Source organism: Amycolatopsis sp. NPDC059657 (genome assembly GCF_042734395.1).
Taxonomy (GTDB): Bacteria; Actinomycetota; Actinomycetes; order Mycobacteriales; family Pseudonocardiaceae; genus Amycolatopsis.
In genome coordinates this window covers 1-22993 of sequence record NZ_JBHWEB010000138.1, presented here as the reverse complement: position 1 = coordinate 22993, position 22993 = coordinate 1, and the positions used below count along the sequence as shown (strand labels likewise).

Annotated in this window: 16 protein-coding genes; 4 read left to right on the top strand and 12 right to left on the bottom strand. The window is 69.0% G+C overall.

The window, feature by feature from the left end; all coding sequences use genetic code 11:
* Window positions 1-91: 91 nt before the first annotated feature.
* Genes ACFV15_RS41705 through ACFV15_RS41695 form a run of 3 tightly spaced genes read right to left on the bottom strand, consistent with a single transcriptional unit; the run spans window position 92 to window position 2522 of the window.
* A complete protein-coding gene (locus ACFV15_RS41705) occupies window positions 92-739 on the bottom strand; it encodes a response regulator (RefSeq protein WP_378358171.1) in 648 nt (215 codons plus the stop codon).
* On the bottom strand, window positions 736-1869 hold the full coding sequence (locus tag ACFV15_RS41700; RefSeq protein ID WP_378358170.1) for a sensor histidine kinase: 1134 nt from the start codon (window positions 1867-1869) through the stop codon (window positions 736-738). The genes ACFV15_RS41705 and ACFV15_RS41700 overlap by 4 nt, the downstream gene beginning before the upstream one ends.
* 26 nt (window positions 1870-1895) lie before the next feature.
* Window positions 1896-2522: a TetR/AcrR family transcriptional regulator gene (locus ACFV15_RS41695; protein WP_378358168.1), complete on the bottom strand. Its 627-nt coding sequence runs from the start codon at window positions 2520-2522 to the stop codon at window positions 1896-1898.
* A 483-nt stretch (window positions 2523-3005) separates the two neighbouring features.
* On the opposite strand from ACFV15_RS41695, the gene ACFV15_RS41690 reads away from it, so the two are divergent.
* The 4 genes from ACFV15_RS41690 (at window position 3006) to ACFV15_RS41675 (ending at window position 10102) form a co-directional block, all read left to right on the top strand.
* On the top strand, window positions 3006-3695 hold the full coding sequence (locus ACFV15_RS41690; RefSeq protein ID WP_378358166.1) for a hypothetical protein: 690 nt from the start codon (window positions 3006-3008) through the stop codon (window positions 3693-3695).
* 199 nt (window positions 3696-3894) lie between these two features.
* Window positions 3895-6201, top strand: coding sequence for a hypothetical protein (locus ACFV15_RS41685; protein WP_378358164.1), 2307 nt, complete (start codon window positions 3895-3897; stop codon window positions 6199-6201).
* Between the two features lie 8 nt (window positions 6202-6209).
* Window positions 6210-8501, top strand: a complete 2292-nt coding sequence (locus tag ACFV15_RS41680; protein ID WP_378358162.1) for a Tat pathway signal sequence domain protein — start codon at window positions 6210-6212, stop codon at window positions 8499-8501.
* A gap of 53 nt (window positions 8502-8554) precedes the next feature.
* On the top strand, window positions 8555-10102 hold the full coding sequence (locus ACFV15_RS41675) for a hypothetical protein (RefSeq protein ID WP_378358161.1): 1548 nt from the start codon (window positions 8555-8557) through the stop codon (window positions 10100-10102).
* Window positions 10103-10371: 269 nt separating this feature from the next.
* Here ACFV15_RS41675 and ACFV15_RS41670 read toward each other — a convergent pair whose 3' ends face one another.
* The 9 genes from ACFV15_RS41670 to ACFV15_RS41630 all read right to left on the bottom strand — a co-directional run bounded on the left by ACFV15_RS41670 (window position 10372) and on the right by ACFV15_RS41630 (window position 22928).
* A complete protein-coding gene (locus ACFV15_RS41670; RefSeq protein ID WP_378358159.1) occupies window positions 10372-10986 on the bottom strand; it encodes an FHA domain-containing protein in 615 nt (204 codons plus the stop codon).
* A complete protein-coding gene (locus ACFV15_RS41665; protein ID WP_378358157.1) occupies window positions 10970-12241 on the bottom strand; it encodes a VWA domain-containing protein in 1272 nt (423 codons plus the stop codon). Before ACFV15_RS41665 ends, ACFV15_RS41670 begins: the two co-directional genes overlap by 17 nt.
* A 1-nt stretch (window position 12242) precedes the next feature.
* Entirely contained in the window at window positions 12243-13121 is an 879-nt protein-coding gene (locus tag ACFV15_RS41660; protein ID WP_378358156.1) for a PP2C family serine/threonine-protein phosphatase, read from the bottom strand.
* A 3-nt stretch (window positions 13122-13124) separates the two neighbouring features.
* Window positions 13125-15227 (bottom strand): tetratricopeptide repeat protein, encoded by a 2103-nt coding sequence (locus ACFV15_RS41655; protein WP_378358154.1) that lies wholly within the window; start codon window positions 15225-15227, stop codon window positions 13125-13127.
* Entirely contained in the window at window positions 15224-16456 is a 1233-nt protein-coding gene (locus ACFV15_RS41650) for a caspase domain-containing protein (protein WP_378358152.1), read from the bottom strand. The genes ACFV15_RS41655 and ACFV15_RS41650 overlap by 4 nt, the downstream gene beginning before the upstream one ends.
* Window positions 16453-16794, bottom strand: a complete 342-nt coding sequence (locus ACFV15_RS41645) for a hypothetical protein (protein WP_378358151.1) — start codon at window positions 16792-16794, stop codon at window positions 16453-16455. The genes ACFV15_RS41650 and ACFV15_RS41645 overlap by 4 nt, the downstream gene beginning before the upstream one ends.
* A gap of 10 nt (window positions 16795-16804) precedes the next feature.
* Entirely contained in the window at window positions 16805-17827 is a 1023-nt protein-coding gene (locus ACFV15_RS41640) for a transporter substrate-binding domain-containing protein (protein ID WP_378358149.1), read from the bottom strand.
* Window positions 17824-19014, bottom strand: coding sequence for a hypothetical protein (locus tag ACFV15_RS41635; protein ID WP_378358147.1), 1191 nt, complete (start codon window positions 19012-19014; stop codon window positions 17824-17826). The genes ACFV15_RS41640 and ACFV15_RS41635 overlap by 4 nt, the downstream gene beginning before the upstream one ends.
* Window positions 19015-19649: 635 nt before the next feature.
* On the bottom strand, window positions 19650-22928 hold the full coding sequence (locus ACFV15_RS41630; protein WP_378358145.1) for a S8 family serine peptidase: 3279 nt from the start codon (window positions 22926-22928) through the stop codon (window positions 19650-19652).
* Window positions 22929-22993 lie beyond the last annotated feature (65 nt).

Sequence of the window (22993 nt, the reverse complement as noted above, 5' to 3'; positions counted from 1 at the left end):
CGGTCGGGCTTTTAACTTTTTCACTCCCCCCCCTTCGGGGGGGGGTGTGGGGCCGGGGCTTTACACCCGGCCCCAACCACTCACGACAACCTCAAGCGGTGGCGTAGCCGTTGGTGTAGGCGTAGCGGATGGCTTGGGCGCGGTCTCGGCTGCCCGTTTTGGCGTAGATGCGGTTGATGTGGGTTTTGACCGTCGCCTCGCTGACGAAGAGCGCCTTCGCGATCTCGCGGTTGGTCTGGCCGGCGGCGAGCAGGCGGAGTACGTCGCGCTCGCGGGCGGTGAGTTCGTCGGCCTCGGCTTCGGACGGGGCGGGGAGTTTCAGCGCGGCCGAGACGAGCCGGCGCTGGACTTCGGGGTCGAGTACGGCCTGACCCGCCGCGGCCGCGTGGATGGCGCGGCCGATTTCGTCGCGGGTGGCGGATTTCGTGAGGTAGCCGAGTGCGCCGGCGTCGAGCGCGCGCAGGATCGAGTCCTCGTCGGCGTAGGTGCTGAGCACCACGACCTGGGTTTCCGGGTGATCGTCGCGGATGCGGCGGGTGGCGGTGACGCCGTCGCAGCGAGGCATCGCGAGGTCCATCAGCACCACGTCCGGCTTTTCCGACGCGACGAGTTCGGTCGCGACGCCGCCGTCCGGGGCCTGGCCGACGACCGTGATGCCCGGCAGCACTTCGATGAGCAGCGCGAGTCCTTCGCGGACCGCTGACTGGTCGTCCGCGACGACCACGCGCACGTCGGTCATGACGGCACCTTGACCGAGACCTGCCAGCCGTCGCCGAGCGGGCCGGCGACGAGGGTGCCGCCGACGAGTTCGGCGCGTTCGCGGATGCCGGTGAGGCCGTAGCCCGCCCCGGTTCCGGTGAGCGGTGCTGTCCTCGCGGACGCGGGGTTGGTCACGGTGGCGGTCACTTCCCTGGTGGTGTAGCCGAGTTCGACGGTGACGGGGGAGCCCGGCGCGTGCTTGCGCGCGTTGGTCAGTGCTTCTTGGACGGTCCGGTAGAGCGTCAGGCCCGCCGCGGGCGGCAGTTCGCGCGGGTCGCCGGTGATGCTCACGTGCACGTTCTGACCGTCCACCAGGGACGGAAGCAGGTCCGGCAGCGAGACGGCGTCCTCGCGCAACGCTTGCACGGCACGGCTGGTCTCGATGATGCCTTCCCTGGCGAGCCTGCTGGCGCGGTCGACACAGGCGGCGATCTTGGTCAGGTCCTTGCTGTCGTTCTGGAGCATCGCGCCCGCCGCTTCGAGCTGCAGCGAGAGCGCGGACAGCGAGTGCGCCTGGATGTCGTGGATCTCGCGCGCGATGCGGGCGCGTTCGGCCAGCGCCGCCGAATGCCGGGTCTCGGCGACGAGCAACTCGGCCTGCTCCACCCGCTTGAGGTACTGCCGCCGCGACGCGCCGGACAGCCAGACGCTGAGCAGGACCGCGCACAGCACGATCATCCCGCCCCAGTCCTGCCTGCCGCCGAGCGCGGCGCCGACGGCCAGCGCGAAGAACACGCTGCTCGTGGTCAGCGGCATGCTGAAGCCCGCGATGAACATCATCTCGCACAGCAGCAGCGCGCCGAACAGCGTCGAGCCCGCGATGACCATCGCGCCGCCGCCGAGCGTGGTGACAGCGACCGCGGCCAGCAGCAGCCGCGGGGTCGCGGTCTGCGAGGAGATCATGATCGTCGCGATCAGGCAGAGGTAGGCGAGCACGTAGACGGCCAGCCACGGGGTGTCCGTGCCCGGCACCAGTCCGGCGGCGACCAGGTAGCCCAGGCCCGCCGTGCCCAGTGCGCAGCGGGCGTACGCGTGCCCGCGCGGGCGGGTGAACATCAGCGGCAGGAACACCCGATCAGCTTGCCAGCATCGGCGGCTCTCCGCGTCCATTCGCGGATGGAGCCCGGGTGGAGAACCTAGGGCGTGACGATCGCCGTCGCGACTCTGACCAGCTCGGCGATCACGTCGTCGAGCGGGATCCGGTAGCCCCCGGTCGCCCAGTGGAAGACCAGTTCGTTGACCGCCCCGATGAGCGCGACCGCGCCGAGATGGAAGTTCCGGTCCCGCGCCTCGCCGCGGCTGACCGCGCGCGCGGCCTCGGCCTCCAGCAGCGCGACCCACCGCTCACGCCAGGTGATCCGGTGCTGTTCGACCGCCTCGCTGACCCCGATGACCTCCACATAGGACAGTTTCGCCCAGCGCGGATCCTTGGCGGTGGTGGTGATGTACGCGCGCACCGCGATCTCGATGCGCGTGGCGAGATCCGCGTCCTCGGCCTCGGTGAACGCCGTGCCGACGGCGGCCACGGCTCGTTCGAGCACCCGCGTGTGCAGCGCGACGAGCAACGCCTCCCGGCTCGCGAACTCCTCGTAGAAGTTGCGCGTGGACACCGCGGCGGCCGCGCAGAGCTTCTCGATGGAACTGGCCGCGTACCCGTCGGTCCCGAAAAGCTCCAGCCCCGCGCTCAGCAACCGCTCACGCCGCTCGGCGCGGCGATCCTCCGCCGTCCGGCCCCCGTAGACCCGGGCCCCTTGCTCGCTCACGCCCCCACCCTAGGCGTCATGGGTACGAACGCGGCGTTTGGAACGCTCACCGTTCCATAAGTGGCGTTTGTGTGGTCGCGCGCGAGAGAGAGCGAGTTATCCACAGGGTGAGGGGGGAAGTGGTGCGAGTGGACCGTTTGAGCTGGAGTTATCCACAGATTCGGGGAGGGGGTGGTGGCGTCGTCGGCGGGTGCTGACGATCAAGGGGTGGTGAGAAAAGGGGAGTGGGCTCGCGACTTCGAGGCCCTATACAGCCAAAGCCGTCATGGCGTGATCACGGTCGAGCGGCTCGTAGAACTCGGCGTACCGAGAAAGACTTGTTATGACCAGTGCAAGCCGGGACGGCCGTGGCAGTTGCTGCTTCGCGGCATCGTGCTGCTCGGTTCTTCGGAGCCAACCCGGCGACAGCTCGTGGAGGCCGCCTTGCTCTACGCGCCCGATGGGTCTGTCGTGACAGGAGTCGAAGCATGCAGGCGTCACGGCTTGCGGAAGGCCCCGCCCGACCATCGGGTGCATCTGCTCATTCCGGAGCCAAGGCAGGTCAACAGCGCGGAGTTCGTGCTGATCGAGCGGACGAACCGGCTGCCAGAACCGGTCGTCCGCGAGGATGTGCCGCTGTCGCCGGTGTCCCGGGCGGTTCTCGACGCATGCCGCAGGCTGCGTGCTCGCGATCCGATCGCGGCGTTGGTGAGCGAAGTGGTGCAGCGAGCGGGAGTGAGCCCTGCCGAGCTGCTCGAGGAACTCGGCCGCGGCAGCAACCGCGGAACCGGATTGACGCGCGAGGTACTGCTCAAGGTGCAGGCCGGCGCCAGGTCCGTGGCGGAGATCGACGCGATGAACGTGTGGCGCAGGACCAAGCTGCCGGAACCATGGTGGAACTTCGAGTTGCGCACCGAAAGCGGCGAATACATCGCCACTCCGGACGGGTGGTGCGATGACGTCGGCCTTGCTTGGGAGATCGACTCGTTCGACTATCACTTCGACCGCGAGGGCTACGCGAGAACCTTGCGGCGGAACACCCGATACGCCGCGGCCGGGGTTCCGTACGTCCAGACCACGCCCTCCCGGCTCCGCTCCGAACCGGTGGTCGTCGCGGCCGAACTCGTCGCCGCTCACCTGGCCGCGTCACTGCGCCCCCGCCCTCGGGTCCAGGCGCTCAAACGTCGCGCCTGACCCCGGCCGGCGGTCCACACGAGCGCGGCGTTTGTGTCGCTGAGCGTTCCATAAGTGGCGTTTGTGTGGAACCGGGCGCGAGGGGAGAGGTCTGATGTTTGGGGACTTTGGGGGGTGGCGGGGTGGGGCCCTGTCTGGAAACATGCTCGACGCCGGGGCGTAGCGGGAGCGAAACGTAGTATGAATCCGGAGGTTGTCAATGGGTGACGGACTCTCCAGGAGGGCTGTCCTGCGGGGCGCCTCGGTGGCTGTGGGCGCCGCCGCGCTCGGTGGGCTGTGGGGGATGGGTGCGCCGCCCGCCTTCGCGGGGGTGAGCAGGCATCGCGAGGTCGTCGATGACGCGCGGCTGGTGTGGAAGCGCTTACCGACGGGGTGGCAGGACGGGCCGTTCCTGGCGAATGCCTTTCTCGGGGTGCAGGTCTACAAGAGCCCGCAGCCGCAGACGCTGAAGTTCATGCTCAGCCACACCCAGGTCCAGGACCAGCGGATTCAGTGGGAAGCCGGGATCGGGCTCTCGCGGCTGCCCATCGGGTATCTCACGCTGACGCTGGCGGGCGCGGTCACAGGCGTCGATTGGGCGCTTGACCTGTGGAATGCCGAGCTCGCCGGCACGATCACCACCACGCAGGGGAGCGTCGCGTTCTCCGCGTACGTGCACAACGACACGGGTGTGCTGGTCGTCGCGCTCGAGCCGTCGGCGGGGGAGGCGACCGCGGCGTGGGGGTTCCAGCCGCTCGAGTCGGCCACCACGCGCACCGTGCGCAAGCCGCCCGAGTACACCGCGAACCCCAAGCCCACGCTGGGTACCAGCGGCGCGACCAAGTATGCCGAGCAGCCGTTGCATGCCGGTGGCGGGTACACGACCGCTTGGCAGGAAACGAGAATCGGGACGCGGCGGCTGTTCGCGGCCACGGTGGCGTACAGCTTCCCGAAGGCGACCTCGACCGGCGATGCGGTGCAGAAGGTCCGGCAGACGCTGGCGACTCGGCCCGAAGTACTCGTCGCCGATCATCGGCGCTGGTGGAACGCTTACTACCAGCGCAGTTTCATCTCGGTGCCTGACAAGCTGATCCAGCGGTTCTACTGGATCCAGTTGTACAAGATCGCGGCCGCGACCAGGGCCAACGCGCCCGTCGTCTCCGAATGGGGGCCGTGGTTCCCGGAGGTCGGGAACAGCTGGACGGCCGTCTGGTGGAACCTCAACGTCCAGGTCACCTATCCGCTGGTCAACAGCACCAACCACGCCGAACTCGACGCGGTCACCGAGACCTTCCGACGCGATCACGCGAACCTCGTGCAATCGGTCCCGCCCGCCTACCGCGACGGCGATACCTACGCGCTTTCGCATCCCGGCGACTGGCGACTGCGGCCTGGTGGCACGCGCACGGTCGGGATTCCCGGGCCGACCACCAAGAACGATCACACCGGGAACCTCACCTGGGGGCTGCACAACGTCTGGCTGGCGTACCGGCACTCCATGGACAAGCGCATCCTGCGTGACGTCCTGTATCCGACGCTCGCCAAGGCTCTCAACTTCTACCGCCACTTCCTCGCCATGGGCGATGACGGGTACCTGCACCTGCCGATGACCCGTTCGCCCGAGTACGCGGACGCGGCCGACTGCACCTACGACCTTTCGCTGATCCGCTGGGCCGCGCGCACGCTCATCGAGTCCGCGGCCACGCTGCGCATCGACGATCCGCGTATCCCGGCTTGGCGGGAAATCCTCGCGAAACTGGTTCCGTACCACCAAACCCAGCCTGACGGGGTGCTGATCGGCGACGGTGTCCCGCTCGCCGAATCACACCGGCACTTCTCGCACCTGCTGTGGCTGCACCCGCTTCGCGAGAAGCTCTGGGATCGTCCCGAGGACCGGGACATCATGATCCGCACGTTCACGCATTGGCAGAGCCAGCGGGTGAACTGGCACGGCTACAGCTTCGCGGCCGCGTCGTCGATGAGCTCGATCATGGACGCGCCGGAGGACGCGCTGGCGTTCCTGCGGTTCTTCCTCGACCGCAACATCGTGCACGACACGCAGCTCACGCCGAACACGATGTACCGCGAGGGCTCGAACTTCGCCATCGAGAGCCCGATCACCGCCGCCCAGTCCCTTGTGGACATGATGGTGCAGGGCGCGGCCGGCGTGCTCAAGGTGTTCCCGTCGGTGTCGGCCAAGTGGGCGGAAGCGTCGATTTCCCAGCTGCGCACGGAAGGCGCTTTCCTGGTCGACGCGTCGCGCCGCGACGGGAAGACCGAGTGGGTGCGGGTGCACAGCGAGGCCGGTGAACCGCTCAAGCTCGATCACGGGATCACCGGCGCCATCGAGGTCCGCGACGAGTGGGGCCGTCAGCTGCCGTATCGCGCCGAGGGGCCGCACACGATCTCCGTGCCGCTCGCGGCGGGCAAGTCCGTGATCGTCAACCGGCCTGGTGCCAGGCCGGACCTCAAGCCGCGTGATGTCGCGGCCCTCGAATCCGCGCCCGCCTGGGGGCTTCCCGCTTAGGAGTTTCGATGGTCGATCTCAATCGCAGGACCGTGCTCGGCGGCGCGCTGGCAGGGCTGGCCGTGGGCGCGCTGGGCACCACGACGGCGTCGGCCGCCGAGAGCACGTACGACGGTGTCGACTGGGCGAAGTTCCTTGGCGCCGCGGACATGCTGTGGACGAAGATGCCGACCACCTGGTACGAGGGCCCGTACCTCGGCAACGGGTTCCTCGGCTCCGGCATCTACCGAGAGCCAGGCAAGAACGCGATCCGGTTCAACGTGCAGCACAGCCAGGTGCAGGATCACCGGCCGGAGTTCGGGTCGCTGTTCGGGCTGGCCAGGCTGCCGATCGGATACTTCACGCTGGAACCGGTCGGCGCGATCACCGCGATCGACTGGCGGATGGACCTGTGGAACGCCGAGCTGAAAGGCACGATCACCACCGCGGCGGGCAGCCTCGCACTGCGTGCGATCGTCCACAGTGGAGACTCGGTGCTCGCCATCGAGGTACAGCCGACCGAGGGAGAGCGCGGCTTCAAGTGGGTCTTCCATCCCGGTGACGCGGTGAGCCCGCGCACCGACCCGAAGTTCGGCAAGCCGCCGCCCGCCGGGTACCTCCCGAATCCGCCGGCGGTGCTGCAGGCGAGTGGCGACGCCACGCTGAGTGTGCAGAGCCTGCTGGCGGGTGGTGAGCACGTCACGGCGTGGCGTGAGACGACTTTCGGTACCAGGCGGACGCTTTACACCGCGGTCGCGTGGTCGCATCCGCAGAGGACGGCCGCACGCGAAGCGCTGCGGATGGTGCGGTGCGTGTCGCCGCTGGCCTTGTTCGCGCTGGGACATCGGCGCTGGTGGCATGATTTCTACCGGCGGAGCTTTCTGTCCATTCCGGACACCCGGCTGCAGAGCTTCTACTGGATCCAGCTGTACAAGTTCGCGTCCGCCGCGCGCAAGGAAGCGCCGGTCATGGCGACCTGCGGGCCGTGGCTCGAGCCGACGCCGTGGCCCGCGACCTGGTGGAACCTCAACGTCCAGCTCGAGTACTGGCTCATCCACGGCTCGAACCACCTCGAACTGGACGCGGTGAGTTACGCGCTCGACAAGTTCCGGCACAACGTCGTCGACCAGGTCGCCGAGCCGTATCGCGCGGACTCCGCCGGCATTCCGCGCACCACCGACATGACGCTGCTCAACGGCGGCGGCACAGGCACGGCCGGGTACGCCGTCGGCATCCCCGGCCAGGACCCGCCGACGCCGGAGGTCGGCAACCTGACATGGGCGCTGCACAACGTCTGGCTGTCCTATCGGCACACCATGGACCGGAAACTGTTGCGGGACACGCTGTTCCCGCTGCTGCGCCGGGCGATCAACTACTACCTGCACTTCCTCAAGCCAGGCGCGGACGGCAAGCTGCACCTGCCGCCGACGTTCTCGCCGGAGTACGGCGTCAACGCGGCCGACTGCAACTACGACCTCTCGCTCATCCGCTGGGGTTGCCGCACGCTGCTCGAATCCGTGCGGGAACTGCGGATCGACGACCCGCTGGCCGGGCGCTGGCAGGAAGTGCTGACCGGTCTCGTCGACTATCCGGTCGACGCCAATGGCTACATGATCGGCGCGAACGTGCCGTTCGCGAAGTCGCACCGGCATTACTCGCATCTGCTGCAGGTGTATCCGCTGTACGAGATCACCTGGGAACGTCCGGAATTCCGCGAGTTGATCGAGAAATCGCTCAACCATTGGGTCGGTTTCGAAGGCGCGTTGCAGGGTTACACCTTCACCGGCGCCGCGTCGATTTCCGCGCAGATGCTGCGCGGCGACAAGGCTGACTTCTATCTCGGCGAGCTGATGCGGCGGTTCATCCAGCCGAACACCATGTACAAGGAGTCCGGCCCGGTCATCGAAACCCCGCTTTCGGCTTCGCAGTCGGTGCACGACATGCTGTGCCAGAGCTGGGGTGGCATGGTGCGGCTGTTCCCGGCCATTCCGGCGACTTGGCGCGATATCTCGCTGCGTGATTTCCGCACTCAGGGTGCTTTTCTCCTCAGTGCGTCGCGCGAGGCCGGCGTGACGAAATGGGTCAAAGTGCGGAGTGAGGCCGGTGCGCCCTGTGTGCTGCGGCCGGGTATCCCCGGTGAACTCGCGGTGCGAGACCAATGGGGCCGCCCGAAACGCTGGCGCGCGCTCGCGAATGGTGACATCCAGATCGAGCTGGGCAGGGGAGAGGAGGCGATCGTGCATCGAAAAGGCGACCGACCTGACATTTCCGTCGGCCCGGTTACGCCGAATGGGCCGTCCGCACCGTGGGGAATGCGGTAAAAGGCGCTAATGGCGGATGCCTGCCGCCCATCGGAGGAGGCAGGCTTGGCTGAATGGGACTGGTCCGCAGGCAACAGCATCTGAACCAGGCGCTCATGCGCATTCCGCGGCGCGCGGAAAGCACCGATCGGGCCACGCTGACCAACACCTTCGTGGCGGCGGGCTCGTTCGCGGCGATGCTGCATTCGACCGATCACCAGATCCTCTACGGCCGCCGCGGCGCGGGAAAGACGCACGCGCTGCTGTACCTGGCTGACCTGGTAGACCGCACCGGCGATGTGGCGGTCTACCTCGACCTGCGCACCATCGGCACCGCGGGCGGCCTCTACGCCGACAGCACGATCGACGCGGCCATCCGAGGCACGCATCTGCTGGTCGACACCCTCGAAGCCATCCACGAGGAGCTGCTCGCGGCGGCCGTCGAAACCGAGGTCGCCGATGCCGAAGGCCTGCTGCACGCACTCGACGCGCTGGCGGACTCGGCGACCGCGGTCCGCGTGGTCGGTCAGGTGGAGCACGAAACCAGGGTGGGCGCGGGCGGCGAGATGTCGAATGGTGTCGAGGTCGGCCCGTCCTCTGTGAAGGTGTCACTCGGGTCCAAACGGACCGCGACGCAGGAAAGCAGGCTCCGCCGCAGCGGGACCGAGGAACACCACGTCGTGTTCGGCCCGCTGAGCCGGGCGTTGCGGGCGATCACGCGGTCGCTCGGGTCCAGCAGGTTGTGGCTGCTGCTGGACGAGTGGAGCAGCATTCCGCTGGACCTGCAGCCGTTGCTCGCCGACCTGCTGCGCCGGAGTGTGCTGCCGACGGCAGGCATCACGGTCAAGATCGCCGCGATCGAACGCCGCTCCCGCTTTCGCGTCCCGTCGCCCAGCGGTGATCACATCGGCATCGAGGTCGGCGCGGACGCCGCGTCCGCGGTCAGCCTCGACGACATCATGATCTTCGACAGCTCGCGGACGCGCGCGCAGGAGTTCTTCGCGCAGCTGTTCCACAATCACGCCGGTTCGCGGCTGGCGACGATGGTCCCGGATCCGCCGCCGGATCCTGAGTGCTACGTGGCGGAGACGTTTCGCGGCATCGCCTTCTCAGAGCTGGTCCGTGCCGCGGAAGGGGTGCCGCGTGACGCGATCAATATCGCGGCGCTGGCGGCTCAGCACGCGCATGACGAGCCGATCAGCGTGCGGGAGGTCCGGCTGGCCGCGCGTGATTGGTACTTGCGGGACAAGCAGACGGCGATCAGCGGAAACGAGCCCGCGCACCGGCTGCTGCGGAAGCTGGTCGACGAGGTGGTCGGGAAGCGGCGGTCGCGGACGTTCCTGCTCGATCAGATCGGGGGCGCGCGGCACACGATGATCGAGGAGCTCTACGACGCCCGGCTGTTGCATGTGCTGAAGCGGGGGCTGTCGGACAGCAAGCATCCGGGGACGCTCTACGACGGGTTCGCCATTGACTACGGGTGCTATGTGTCGCTGCTGCTGAGCGGGGACACGAAGGCGAAACCTCGGGCTCGGGGAGCTTGGCTGACCTCGCCGAAGGGCGTTCCGCGAGACGGGTTCACGCTGGCCAACGAGGCCATCGACCTGGGCACCCTGGGCTAGGTCGTGCGCGTTGCGGGCGGTTATTGGGCGGGAAGCCAAAGGTGGCGTGCTCGGTGTGAAGTGAGGGGGCCGTTGGGTGCGTAGTACGCATTCGGGGGCACCCTCGCTTCGCGATGAGGCTCTGGCAAGCGGTCGTGAGTGGTATGGCCGGTTCTAACCGGTCTAAACACTCACGACCCAAGCCTCCCGAAGCGAAGACCCCGCCGGCCCGCCCGGAGCACGCCACATTTGCCCTTCCCCTCAATAGAACCGCCCGCAACGCTCACGAGTCATTCGGCCTTGATCGTGATGACCGTCCAAGCCCCGACGAAGACCTGGTCCCCGTCGCGTAAAGGCACCGGTTTTTTGGCGGGGATCGGGCGGGTTCGGTCGTTCACATGGGTGCCGTTGGCCGAGCCGCGGTCGACCACGGCCCAGCCGCCGTCGTCCTGCGCGACCAGTGCCGCGTGCTCGCGGCCGACCGCACGGTCCTCTGGCGGGCCGGTGAGGTCGATCTCCGGATGGATGCCGAGGTCCGGGTCCTTGCGGCCGATCAGCAAAGCCGCGCCGCGCAAGGTGAACCGGCGCGGCACCAGCTGCGTGGGGAAGGTGAGTTCGTCGTCATCGGCGCAGGTGAGTTCGTAGAACTCGCGGTCGGCGCCGACCGTGGCGGTCCAGCGGCGGGGCGCCACCGCGCGGACCTGGTCGGGGGCGTCCGGGGGCAGCTGGGAGTCGTAGCCGTCGACCTCGCAGAAGCGGCCGATCTGGCCGGGGTGGCCGTTCGGGCAGTCCCACTCTGGCTCCGCGACGGCGGGCGGGGCCGGGGTGGCGCCGGTCATCGAGCCGCCGCAGATCTCGCAGTCGACGGGGTCGCTCGACTGGTGGCCTTTAGGGCAGATCGGCATCGCCGGTCGCCTCCTTGCGGTGCGTTCGCTTGGTGTCGAGTTTGAGCATCTCGCCCATGGCGTGTGCCATGTCGGCCTTGACGTTCTTGGCTCCGCTGATGTTGTCGAGTCGTTTGACGACGTGGGTGTTGCCCGTTTCGACCGCGATTTCGCGGGCCTTCTGGAGTTTGGCGGTGGCGCGGGCGTTGTCGCCCGCCGCTTTCGCCGTGAGGCCGTCTTCGACCAGTTCCGCGATGTCGGCTTGGCCGGTGAAATGGGCGACTTGGGGGCTGATCCTGGTCGACAGCTTGAGATCTTCCGTCCACTTCGCACGGACGCGATGTTCCTCCGACTCCTGCGCTCCGGCGACCATGCGGATCCGCGCGGCGACCATGCCTTCGCCGACCGCGCCGGGCTGGACTTCCATGGAGAGGTGGTAGTCGCGGGTTTCGGCGCCCCAGTGGCCGGTCGGGTATTCCTGGACGCGGGGGCTGATCTCGACGCCGCGGCCGGTGAGGTCGGAGATGCGCGGGAAGACCTGCTTGAGGAAGCGGACGCGGGCGTGCGCGGGGGTCCAGAGGCGCAGGCCGACGTCGGCGGTGGCGCGGCCCATCAGGGTTTCGTTGATCTCGCGGAAGTCGGCGGCGAGTTCGGCCGGGTCGAGCAGGCCCTTCGCGGAGCCGAGCAGCGCGGTCGCGATCTGGTCGAGGGTGGTGGCGGACCAGCCGGTGCCGACGCCGCGGCTGTCGCAGACGAACCCGCCTTCGCAGGCGCGCAGGGTCTGGGCGAACTCGCGGTCGGACTCGTGCTCGTTCTGGCCGTCGGTGAGCAACAGCCCGTGCTTGACCTTGGCGTCACTGCCCGAGAGCAGGCGCGAGGCCGCTTCCAGCCATGACCCGATCGCGGTGCCGCCCTCGACCCGGAGCCTGCCGACGGCCTTGGCCGCCACCTGGCGGGTCTGCCCGGAAGCCACCGCCAGCTGCCCCTCGAGCGGGTAGACCAGACGGGCGCCGCTGCTGCCGGCGACGATCGCGAACTTCACGCCGTTGCGCAGCTCGTTGATCGCGACCTTGACCGCGCGTTTCGCCTCGACGAGCTTGGCGCCCTCCATCGAACCGGAGCAGTCGATCATGATCACCTGCGCCACCGTGAGGTCGGCGGCGGGCGCCGCGAGCCCGTCGCCGGAGGCGGTCACCGAGATGACCGCGTCCATCAGGGTGCCGTCGGCGGGCAGGTACTCGTTCTGGTCGACCTGGATCTGGAAATCCAGCGGCATGTCAGGCGTCCTCCTCGGTAGCGGGACAGGCGAGCGCGGCCACGCTGATGTTGTCCCCGCCGCCCGCGCCGAGCGCGCGGCCGAGCAGGAGCCGCACGGCCGTCGACGGGGTGCTCAGGTGATCGACCGGCGCGACCACCTTGGCGTCGAGGTACTGCGAAAGCCCGTCGCTGCAGATCACGACCAGGCCGGAGGAGTCGGGGACGAAGCGGTGCACCTTGGGTGTCACGGGACCGGCGTCGGCGCCGAGCCAGCGTTCCAGCGCGTGCGCCATCGGCGTGGCGAAGCGGGGATCGTCGGGGGAGACGCCCTCGGCGATGAGCCTGCCTGCCGCGGAGTCGTCGACGGTCAGCCGATGCGCGCCTGCCGGGCCGATCCAGTAGGCGGGGCTGTCGCCGACCCAGCCGATCACCACCGAGCCTTCGTGAAAGAGCGCGGAAACGTAAGTGCAGCAAGGAGGATTGCGGTCACCAGGTGTGCCCAGCGCGGCGACGGCCGACGCCGCGGCGATCAGCCCGGTGGCGGTCGCGCTGCCCGGCGGCTCACCTTTCGCGCAGGCGTCGAGCAGCGCGCGCAGTCCTTCGGAGACGCCCAGTCCGGCCGCCGTCTCGGAGTGCGCGGACGTGGCGACGCCGTCGCAGATCACCGCCGCGAGCACGGGACCCTGGGTGCCGACCGCCACGGCGTCCTCGTTGCGGGGACGTCTGAGGCCGATGTCGGTGACACCGGCGACCGCGCCGAGATCGAGCACGCCTTCGTCGCCTGGTGAGAACCGCATGGTGGGCTCGGCGGCGATGAGCTCGCCGAGCTGTTTGCCGCACTCCTCGCAGAACTGCCAGTCCGGCTGGGCGGGCGCCGCGCAATGGGGACAGTGGATCATCGGTTACACCAGTGTTTTCGGGCGGACCTCGTTGGCCCGGTCGACCAGCCGCGACCGGGTGGCGCGGTCGGTGGTGAGCTTGGCGAGCTTCCGGTACGCCTGCTCCAGTTCGCGGCGCAGGTCGTCGTCGGACTCCTGGCTGTCGAGCCGCGCGGTCAGTACCTCGATCTCGAGTTCGGTGAGCTGACGGGCGTCGAGTGTCAGCTCACGCAACCGGGTCACCGCGTCGGCATGACGCGTGTCCCCGATCAGCAGCCGGATGGCGCCGATCCGAGCGGGCACGTGATGCGTCGAGTTCTCCGGCACCGCGTCGAGCGCGGAGACGGCTTCGCTGATCCTGCCCCGGATCGCCAGCATGCGTGCCAGCCCGAAAGCGGCGCTGACATAGGAATCGTCGGTATGCCAGACGCGGGCGTAGAGCTCCTCGGCGCGAGTGTGGTCCTCAAGCCATTCATGGGCGGCCGCCAGAGCGAGTTTCGGCGCGAGTTCGCCGGGCAGCGCCGAGTAGACGGCGTCGAACCGCGTCACGGCCTCCTCTCGAGCATCGCCCGCGAAGGCGGCGACCCCGTGGTACCACTCGGTCCGCCAGTCGCACGGCATGGCCTTGTCGAAGTCGGCGAGGTCGGCCTTCGCCTCGGTCAGCTCGCCGACCGCGATCCGCGCGCCCGCCAGCCGCAGCAGCACTTCCGGGCTGCGATCCCTGGCTTCCACCAGGGTCTTGACCAGCTGGTGCCGGTCGACGCCGCCGAGTGTCATCAGGAACGCCGCCTCGGCGTCGTCCGGATCCACCAGCGGGCTGGGCAGGCACGACGGCACGTCCTGCCAGCTCACCGCGTTCCCGGTGCCGAACGCCCGCGCCTCACGGGTGAACAGCGTCGACACCACGATGCCCGGCTCGTCGTTCTCCTTGGCGAGCACCTCGGCCAGCACACCGGCGACCTGGTCGCGGAAGTCCTCCGCGGCGCCGAACCGCCGAGCCGGTTCGGGATGCGCGGCCCTGATCAGCAAGCGGTGGAAGGATTCCTGGCGCTCCAGCCAGGCGATCTGGCCGAGCGCCGGAATGCTGTGCTTGTACTTCTCGGTGAACCCGGCGAACGGGAAACCGAGCACCGCCATCGTCCGCCCGAGTGTGTAGAGGTCGGTGTCCGGGCAGGGACGGCGCGGGTGACGCGGATCGTCGATCTCCGGCGCCTGGTAGCCCTCGGTGCCGAACACCGCGCCGGTGTCGTCCTCGTGCAGCATCGCGCCGAGGTCGATCAGCTTGGCGCGCTGATCGACCTGCATCACGTTGTCCGGCTTGAGATCGCAGAACCGCAGCCCGCGCCGATGCAGGTAGCCGAGCGCGCCGAGTATCTCGTCGGCGTACTTGAGCACCACGCGCACCGGCAGCGGCGCGGGGTCGCCGTCGACCCGGTGCCGCTGCAGCACGTCGCGCAGTGTCCGGCCGCCGAGGTACTCCATCACGATGTAGCCCGCGGTGGCGCCGGTGTGCGGATCGGTGTGCCGGACGAAGTCGTGGATCTTCACGATGTTCGGGTGGTCGACCTCGACCAGGTACCGCTGCTCGGCGACCGCCGCCGCGACCGCGTCCGGGTCGCCGGTGTCGATCAGTCCTTTGAGGACGACCCAGCGCTCGGCCCTGCCGTCGCCCAGATTCCGGTCCCTGGCAAGGTAAATCCAGCCGTAGCCGCCATACGCGAGGCAGCCGAGTATCTCGTACTTGTCGACATGCTGACCCGCGTCCAGCGACGGCCGGAACGAGAACGGCGTCCGGTCGCGCGGGCAGAAACCTTCGGTCAGCCCCGGTTTCTCACCTCGTGGCTGGCCGACGGGCTGGCGGCACAGGTGGCAGACCCGGCGCCGATAAGGCACTTCCGGGTCGGCGAGCACGGCCGTCGCCGGGTCACGCGGGGTGAACGGCGGCAGCTCGACCTGCTCGATGAGACTGCCGCGAAGCCGTGCCTTGGCGCCGGTCGTGCTGCGGCGCGACGACACGGCGGGCAGCTCCGGCGTGACCGGCGCGCTGGGCTTGTCGAACCCGCAGGTGTCGCACGAATCGTCGCTCAGGTATTCGCCGTCGCAGCCGGGGCGCACGCAGTCGGTCATCGCTCTTTCCCTCGCCTCGCCTGGACGGCGGCCACATAGGCGGTGGTCGCGACGGTGGCCGCGCCCAGGTCGCACGGCCTGCTCCACAGCAGGTCCCATGCCGTTTCGCGCAGTGCGGACAGGTCTTCGTCCTCGGCGAACCCGAGGCGGGCCGCCATCGCGGTGTAGCCGTCGAGCTTGCCGCGCAGTTCGTCGCGCCGGTCGACCAGCCCGGCCGCGCGGGCACGCTCGTGCTCCAGCTTCGCCTCGTGCGCGGCGAGGGCCTCGTCCACCGCGGTCAGCTCGTCCGCCGCTTGAGCCCAGCGACCGGCCCGGATGAGCCCGTCGACGGCGCCGAATCCCGGCAGCGACGGCAGGCCAGGCAGACCGGCGTTGGCGATCTTGCTCCGCACCGTCGCGCGGGTGCGCTCGACGTCGGCTTCGGTGGCGGCCAGCTCGGTCAGGCGCTGTCCGACACGGTCGCGCAGCGCGCGCACGGCGTGCACCCGCGGCGCGTGGTTGGGCGCGAGCGCGAGATCGGACACGTTGCCGTCGTCCCGATTACGCGGGGACGGCCCGGACAGCCGGGTCATCTCGGCACGAAGCCAGTTCGCGAGCACCCCGATGGTCAGCAGCGGGCCAGCGCCGGGCACGCCCTCGCGCAGCGCGGTCAGCAGCGCGCCGGTGAACAGCGTGTGCTTCGCGCCCGCCGGGGCCAGCGCGGTCTGCGACGGCGCGGTGGACGTCAGTATGTACGCGCCTTCGACGTCGACCTCGGCGAACACCACCTCGCCGCTGCCCGCCATGGTCTGGCCGATCGCGCGGCCGCTGAAACAGCAGTCGATCACCAGCACCCTGGCCCGCGCCCTGCTGGTGCGGATCGACTCGCGCAGTTCGGCGCACGGCAGCGCCGACGTGCTCACCGTGTTCTCCTTGGTGCGGCTCGTCGCGAGGTACAAGTCGTTGGCGGGCCCCGAAATCAGGCCGTGGCCCGCGTAGTAGACGAACAGCACGTCCTCGGCTTCGGCCGCGGCCTTGGCGAGTGCCTCGCCGACCTCGGACTCGTCGGCGGGGTCGGCCAGCACGGCGCAGTGCGCGGCGGGCAGGCCGGTGCCCTCCGGCGAGGTGAGGATCGTGCGGAGGTCGCTGAGGTTGCCGGCGACGGCTGGGAGGTCGGGTAGGGCCGCGTAGTCACCCACGCCCACCAGCACCGCGCGTGACCGCGCCGGATCCGGCAGGCGGGCGGTCATCCCGCCTTCTCGTCTGGGTTCTCCAGCAGCGCGCGGACCACTTTCTCGGCGTCCTTGGACTGGATGTCGAGCTCGACGCTCTGCCCCGCCGCGTTGGTGACCTTCAGCCGCACCTTGGATCGGCGGGTGCCGAGCCAGGTGCCGAGCGCGGCGGCGAGTGCCGCGACCGCGCCACCGTCGCCGAGCGTCGCGACCAGCACGTCGGTGACCCCGCCCATCTCGCCGGGCCGGATCGCGGCGTTTTCGGGCGTGACCAGCCCGCGCAGGCCTGGCTCGTCGGCCAGCCATTCCCGCAGTGACGCGAAATCGTCACCGCCCACCTCGATGCGTGCGCGCACGTGTTCTCCCTCATTCATGGCGGTAGTCGGGCGGGGGCACGGTCTTGCCGAGCCTGCCGAAATACTGGGTGTACAGGTTCGCGAGGCTGGTGTCTGCCCGCATCTGCTCCAGCACGGCGTTGACCAGGCGGACCAGGTCCGGCGCCTCGTTGCTGATGGCGACACCGGCCGGGTCGTCATGGGCGGTGGAGTCGGGGAGCACGGTCGAGTTCCCGTCCTGCGCGGCGAAACCGGCCAAGATCACGTCGTCGGTGACGACCGCGTCGACCTGCCCGCGTTGCAGCATGACCATGCAGTCGGCGCTGTCCGGCACGGACACCGGTGTCGCCGCGGACTGGAGGATCCTGGCGATGTTGACCGTGTTCTCCGCGGCGCAGACCTTCTTGCCCGCGAAGGCGGTCAGGTCCGTCGGCTTCTGTTCGACCTGGCCGCGGACGAGAATTCCTTGCTTGGCTACCAGATACGGCGACGAGTAGAGGAGCCCGTAGGTCTGCTCGCGCTGGCAGGTCATAGTGGCGTCGGCGATGACCATGTCGACCTTGACGGCGTTGCGCTTGGCGCTGTCCGCCTGGGCCCGGTTCTCCTTGGTGTCCAGTGATTCGAACCGGCTGCCGGTCGGCACGGCGACGTAGCGGATCTTCTTCGGCCGGTCCCCGGGGGCGATCGTCCCGAAGATCGCGTCGGCGATCCGCTCGGTCAACTTGATCTCCAGCCCGTCCATCTCGCCCGTGCGGAGGTTGCGCGAGCTGAGTTGCTGCAATGTCTGGCTGACGCCGACCACCAGCTGACCCCGGCCGCGGATCGTGTCGAAGACGGGGCCGGACGGAAGACCGTTGGCGCCTCTGGGCAGCCGGTTCGGGTTGAGGCTCTGGGGCACGCCGGTGCACGTCGTCTGCTGCGCGGGCGGCGCGGCGGGGGAGAAGGCGACGCCTGCGGGCGCCGGTTGCGGCGCGGGGCGGTCGGGCAGCGTGGGTTCGGCGGGCACCGAGCAGCCCGCGGCGAGCAACGCGAGCGCGGCGGCGAGTCGTTTCATCGGTACTCCGAGATCCGGGGCCAGAGACCGGCGAAGGTCGCCGCGGCGGCGAGCACCATGAGCACGACGATCGCGCCGGCGACCCCGGCCAGTGCCGACCGGGAGTCCTTAATGGACATCCGGACGTCGTCGGTCGCGGTGGCGGCCACCTTGCCGAGTGCGTCGTCGAGGCTCGCGGCGAAAGTCTGCTTCTCGTTGGCAGCCGGTTTCGTGATCGCCGCGGCGGCTTCGCCATAGGTGACAGCGTCTTTGCCCGCGAACGAGGTGTGCGCGTCACGCCAGCCGGTGAGCGACCTCCGTGCGCTGGACAGCGTTTCGGACTGGCCTTGGCCCACCGGGGAATCCTGGGCTTTGCGGATCAGCTCGCCGATGTCGTCGAGTGCTTTGCTCAGCCGCTCGTGATCGCCCAGCTGCGGGAAGATCAGGCTGCGTGCCTCGTCGCCGTCGGCACTGCGGCCCCGCGCACGGGCGTCGGCGACCGGCGAGATCAGCTGCCGGGTCTCGTCGAGCGCGTCCGCGCTGCGCGAGGCGGCCACCGTCGACGCGACCGCGAGCCAGCCGAAGGCGGCGACGGTGAGCACGGTCGCCGCCACCATCCCGATGTTGAACCGGCGGCGCGTGCGCCTGGCGACGTACCGCTGGCAGTACACCAGCACCGCGACCGCGAGCAGACCGGCGAACGTGGCGGCCCAAGGGAAGTCGTCGACCTCGTCCTGCGCTTCGGTGATCGCTTTCGTTTCGGCTTCGCGGACCGCGGTGGCCGCGGTCAGCATCGTGCCGCGCACGAACGCGGTCGCCTCGGTGAGGTAAGAGGTGCCGAGCGGGCGGGCTTGCTTGGCGTAAACCCAGCCTGCTTCGACCTGCCCGACATAAACGGGGATCGCGTCCGTCAGCTCGCTCAGCTTCTGTGCGGTGACTCCGGTCGGCGCGGTCCTGGTGGCGAACTCGAGCGCGGCCGTCGCGGCGGCGATGTCATCTCGGAACGCCTGCTGTTGAACGGGTTCCTCGTCACCGCTGACCAGCATGACATTGAGCGAGGTCGCGTCCGCGGCGGCCAGCGCGCGGTACACCTCGAGCGCGGCGGTGTTGACCGCGGCGTGTTCGGCGCCGATTTCGTCGAGCCGATCCGCCCGGTTACCGACGCTCATCACCCCGGCGAGCCCGGCGAGGAATGACGAAAACACCACCGCTACGACAATGAGCGTAAGCCGACCCTCCGTTCGGCGGAAATGCGCGGCGGCGAGCGATCGGAACGACGAAATGATCTTCCACCCCTCAATGCCCACAGTGTTCGTTCGCGACGAGCTGTGACCGTACCCCAGTCATGATTTTTTGGGGACGGCATTGTCAGGTTGTTGCAATTCCGTATTTCGTTCACTCGAACGGCCGCTTGCAATTGCATTGTCCGAGCACGTAATGGCGGCTTAGCGCGCGGAAAACCAAAGATGGCGTGTTCGGCGTTGGCTTGTGAGGGCCTCCCTCACCAAGTCCGGCGAGGTGCCCTCAAGCCTCGGGTGGGTGTGAAGTGAGGGGGCCTTTGGGTGCGTAGTACGCACTCGGGGGCACCCTCGCTTCGCGATGGGGGCTCTGGCGGGGTCCGCGAGTGGTAACTCTGCTGCATCTAACGGAGCAGAGTTACCACTCGCCCACGCTGAACGAGGGGTTCCCCCGCTCCGCTCGATGCAGCAGGGGAACCCCTCGTCCGCAAGCGTCGCCACGGACTCCCGGCGCAGGCCTGGCGTGAGGGTCGTGAGTGTTTTCGCCGGTTAGAACCGGCCGTACCACTCACGACCCCACGTTTGACTTGGTGTCATTCGTGTTCTCAGCGGACCAGGTATGCCTTGATCGTGGTCTGCTCGACCTTGTTGCCCGCCGCGTCGACGGCGGTGGTGCGCAGTGACACCGAGCCGCCCGCGGGGTTGTCCGCGAGTGCCAGCCAGCGGTCACCGGCTGGGAAGGCCACCGTCGGCTTCCAGGTGCGGCCTTCGTCGTAGGACACCTGGACCCGCAGCGACTTCACCGGCGACGCCGCCGCGCCCGGCTGCCGCTGCACCGTCACCGGGATGGCGAAGCCACCGGGCCTGGCGTGGTTGGTGCCGTCGAGTTCGGGGGTGTAGCCGACCACCATCGCCGGCGCCGGAACCGACTTGTCCGTATGGCTGGAACGGAATGTCCACGCCACGCTCACCTCGGACGAGACCGGCGACTCCGGGTATTTCACCGTGCGTTCGAGCCGGTAGGACGCCTCCGCCGCCGGAAGGTCGGCCGCCACGCCGATCGCCGCACTGTCCGCCCACTCGGCGACGAGTTCGCCATCGCGCAGCAGCCGCGCCGAACCGCGATCCTGTTCGATCAGATTGCCCCAGTGCGCCGGGTCGTTGTCGGTGACCATGTCGATGCCCATTGTCAGCCGGTCACCGGTGCGTTGCACACCTTGATGGAATGGCGGCCGCTCGAAAGGGACACCCCGGAATCGCGGTCCGAAGACACCCTTGTCCCAGTTCTCCTGGTAGTCCCGCCCCGCTTGGTAGTGCTTCGCGTCCGAACCCGAGCCGTGCACGAAAGTCCCATCCGGCTTGGATTCCTGGGAGTAAGCGCCCCAGCCGGTTCCCGCGGCCAGGAAATAGGCCGTGCGCCGCCCCGGCAGCGTGGTGTAGGCGGGGGTGGGGGATTGGGTGTTGGGGAAACGCAGGAACCACTTCGGTGCGATGTCCGTCTCGGGCACCGGCACCAGGTGGTGCGAGGCCGCCTCGGGGTGGAACTTGGCCACCTCGGTGCGCACGCTCGCGAATTCCGCCTGCTTCGGCCGGAAATCGAGCCCGGTGAAGCCACGGCCCCGCTGACTGGTGACCACGTTGTACTCGTACGGGCTGTCGGCGAAGTCGCCACGCGGTCCCGGTTCGGCGAACCGGGCGTAGGCCTGCGCGTACACCTGCTCGGCAGGCGGGCGCGGGCCGTTGAGGTCGGCCATCCGGTAGACGTGGTCGGCGTCGCCGGTGAGCCCGACCCCGCCGGAGGCGCCCGGCCGCAGGAAGTCCCTGACGACGAAGATCTCGGAGCTCACCAGCTTGGCCGTCGGATGGGGCGCGGAGACCGTCACCGGCTGGGCCAGCCGCGCGTCGAGCGGCACGACCGTGTTGCCCTTGACCTCGACGAGCGAGCGGTAAAGCACGTCGGGGACGGCGCCGGGCTTGGCGATGCTGAACTCGGTCACCGTGTACTGACCGGGCGGCACCCGGACGGCGTCGGTACCGGTGAAGCCGCGCGCGGCTTCACCGCACGCCGTGTCGGCACAGGCGCCGAGGCGGTCGACGTAGGTGATGTGCTCGGCGTTGCCGGTGCCGTCACGGCTGATGTGGTTCAGCTTCACCTCGTAGCGTTCGTCCTCCTTCTCGACGCCGATCGGGGTGCTGAGCGCGACACCGTCCGCGGTGGCGATGAGCCTGGCTCCATGCGTGCCGATCGCGACCTCGCCAGGCCGGGTGTCGGCGCTGACGGTCACCTCGGCGGTGCCGTGCGCGGGCACGGTCACCTTCGCCGCGCTCAGCCGGAACGGGCCCGTGAGCGGCGAGAGGGTCAGCTCGACGGGATTGTCGCCGTCATTGCGGTAGGTCACCGGCTTGGTGAGCACCTCGTCATCGGTGTGCGGCCACTGCGCGCGGCCGAAATCGACACTCGCGGGGCTCGCGGCGAGCGTGGTGGTCGTCGCCTTCGCGACGTCCACTCGGCCGGCGCCCTGCGCGTAGACGTCGTCGCCGGGCTTGGCGGTGTTCATCAGCGCGGCCTTGAGGCGTTCACCGGTCCAGTCCGGATGTTGCTGGCGGAGGATCGCCGCCGCGCCCGCGACATGCGGTGCCGCCATCGACGTGCCCGAGTAGGCGACGTACGGGCCAGGCGGGTTCCACGGCGGCGAGTAGGCACCCTGAGCTGCCATGATCTCGACGCCGGGTGCGGAGACGTCGGGCTTGAGACCGGAGTCGCCGACCCGGGGGCCGCGGCTGGAGAAGTCCGCGGTCGCGTCGGTCCTGTCCACCGCGCCGACGGCCAGCGCCGCGGTCGCGGAGGCCGGTGATTCCACAGTGGACCGTCCGGCGCCGCCGCTGTTGCCCGCCGCCACCACGAACAAGGTGCCGTACTGCGCGGAAAGCCGGTTGATCGCGGCCTCCGTCGGATCGATCCCGGTGGCGTCCGGCCCGCCGACGCTGAGGTTGACCACGGGCGCCTTGCGTTCGGTGGCCGCCCATTCCAGCCCGGCGATGATCGCGGCTTCGGAACAGCCGTAGTTGACGCAGACCTTCCCCGACGACAGCGAGACGTCCGGCGCGACGCCCTTGTACTTGCCGTCGGAGGCCTTGCCGGTGCCGCCGATGATCGACGCCACGTGCGTGCCATGGCCGACCCGGTCGTCATCCGGCCCGCCGACGAAGTTCTTGACCGCGACGATCTTGTCCTTGACGTCGGGATGCGTGGGGTCGATGCCGGAGTCGAGCACCGCGACCTCGACTCCCTTGCCGGTCAGCCCGTGCTGCCACGCCGACGGCGCGCCGATCTGGGCCGTGCTCTTGTCGAGCGTCGGCTTGCGGGTGCCGTTGACCCAGACCTTGCCTGTGCCGGCGGCCTTTTGGTCACTCGTCAGGCTTTTCCAGAACGTGTTGTCCTTTTTGGACGCTTCGACCACGCTTGCGCCGATGCTGGGCAGTTGCTGGCCCGTGGCGGCGAGGCCGTTGACCGCGCCCTCGACGATCAGCGGGGTCGATGGTTTCTTGTCGTCGCCGTAACCCCATTCGAGCAGGGTGGTGACGTCGAACAGTCGCGGGTCCAGCTTGCCGTCGATGACGAGCTTGGCCGCGTCGAGCGGGAGCACGGTCCAGCGGTCGTTGTTCTTGTTGATACGTAAGGGAATTGCCTCGCGGCCGGGACCTCGGGTGATTCTGGGTGCCTGGCCGGGGCCGAGTTCGACTTTGTCGCCGGTGATCAGCGTGATCGAGCCGGAGATACCACCAGGCGGTGCATCGGGCTGGGCTGCCGAACTAGCCGATGGAGCCGCCAGCAACCCGCCGGAAACGGCGAGTACCAACGCGACTTGCAGTGACTTGCGCACAGTTTTCCTTTCCCCAGGTGTGCGGGGGTCGTGAGTGGTATGGCCGGTTAGAACCGGCCATACCA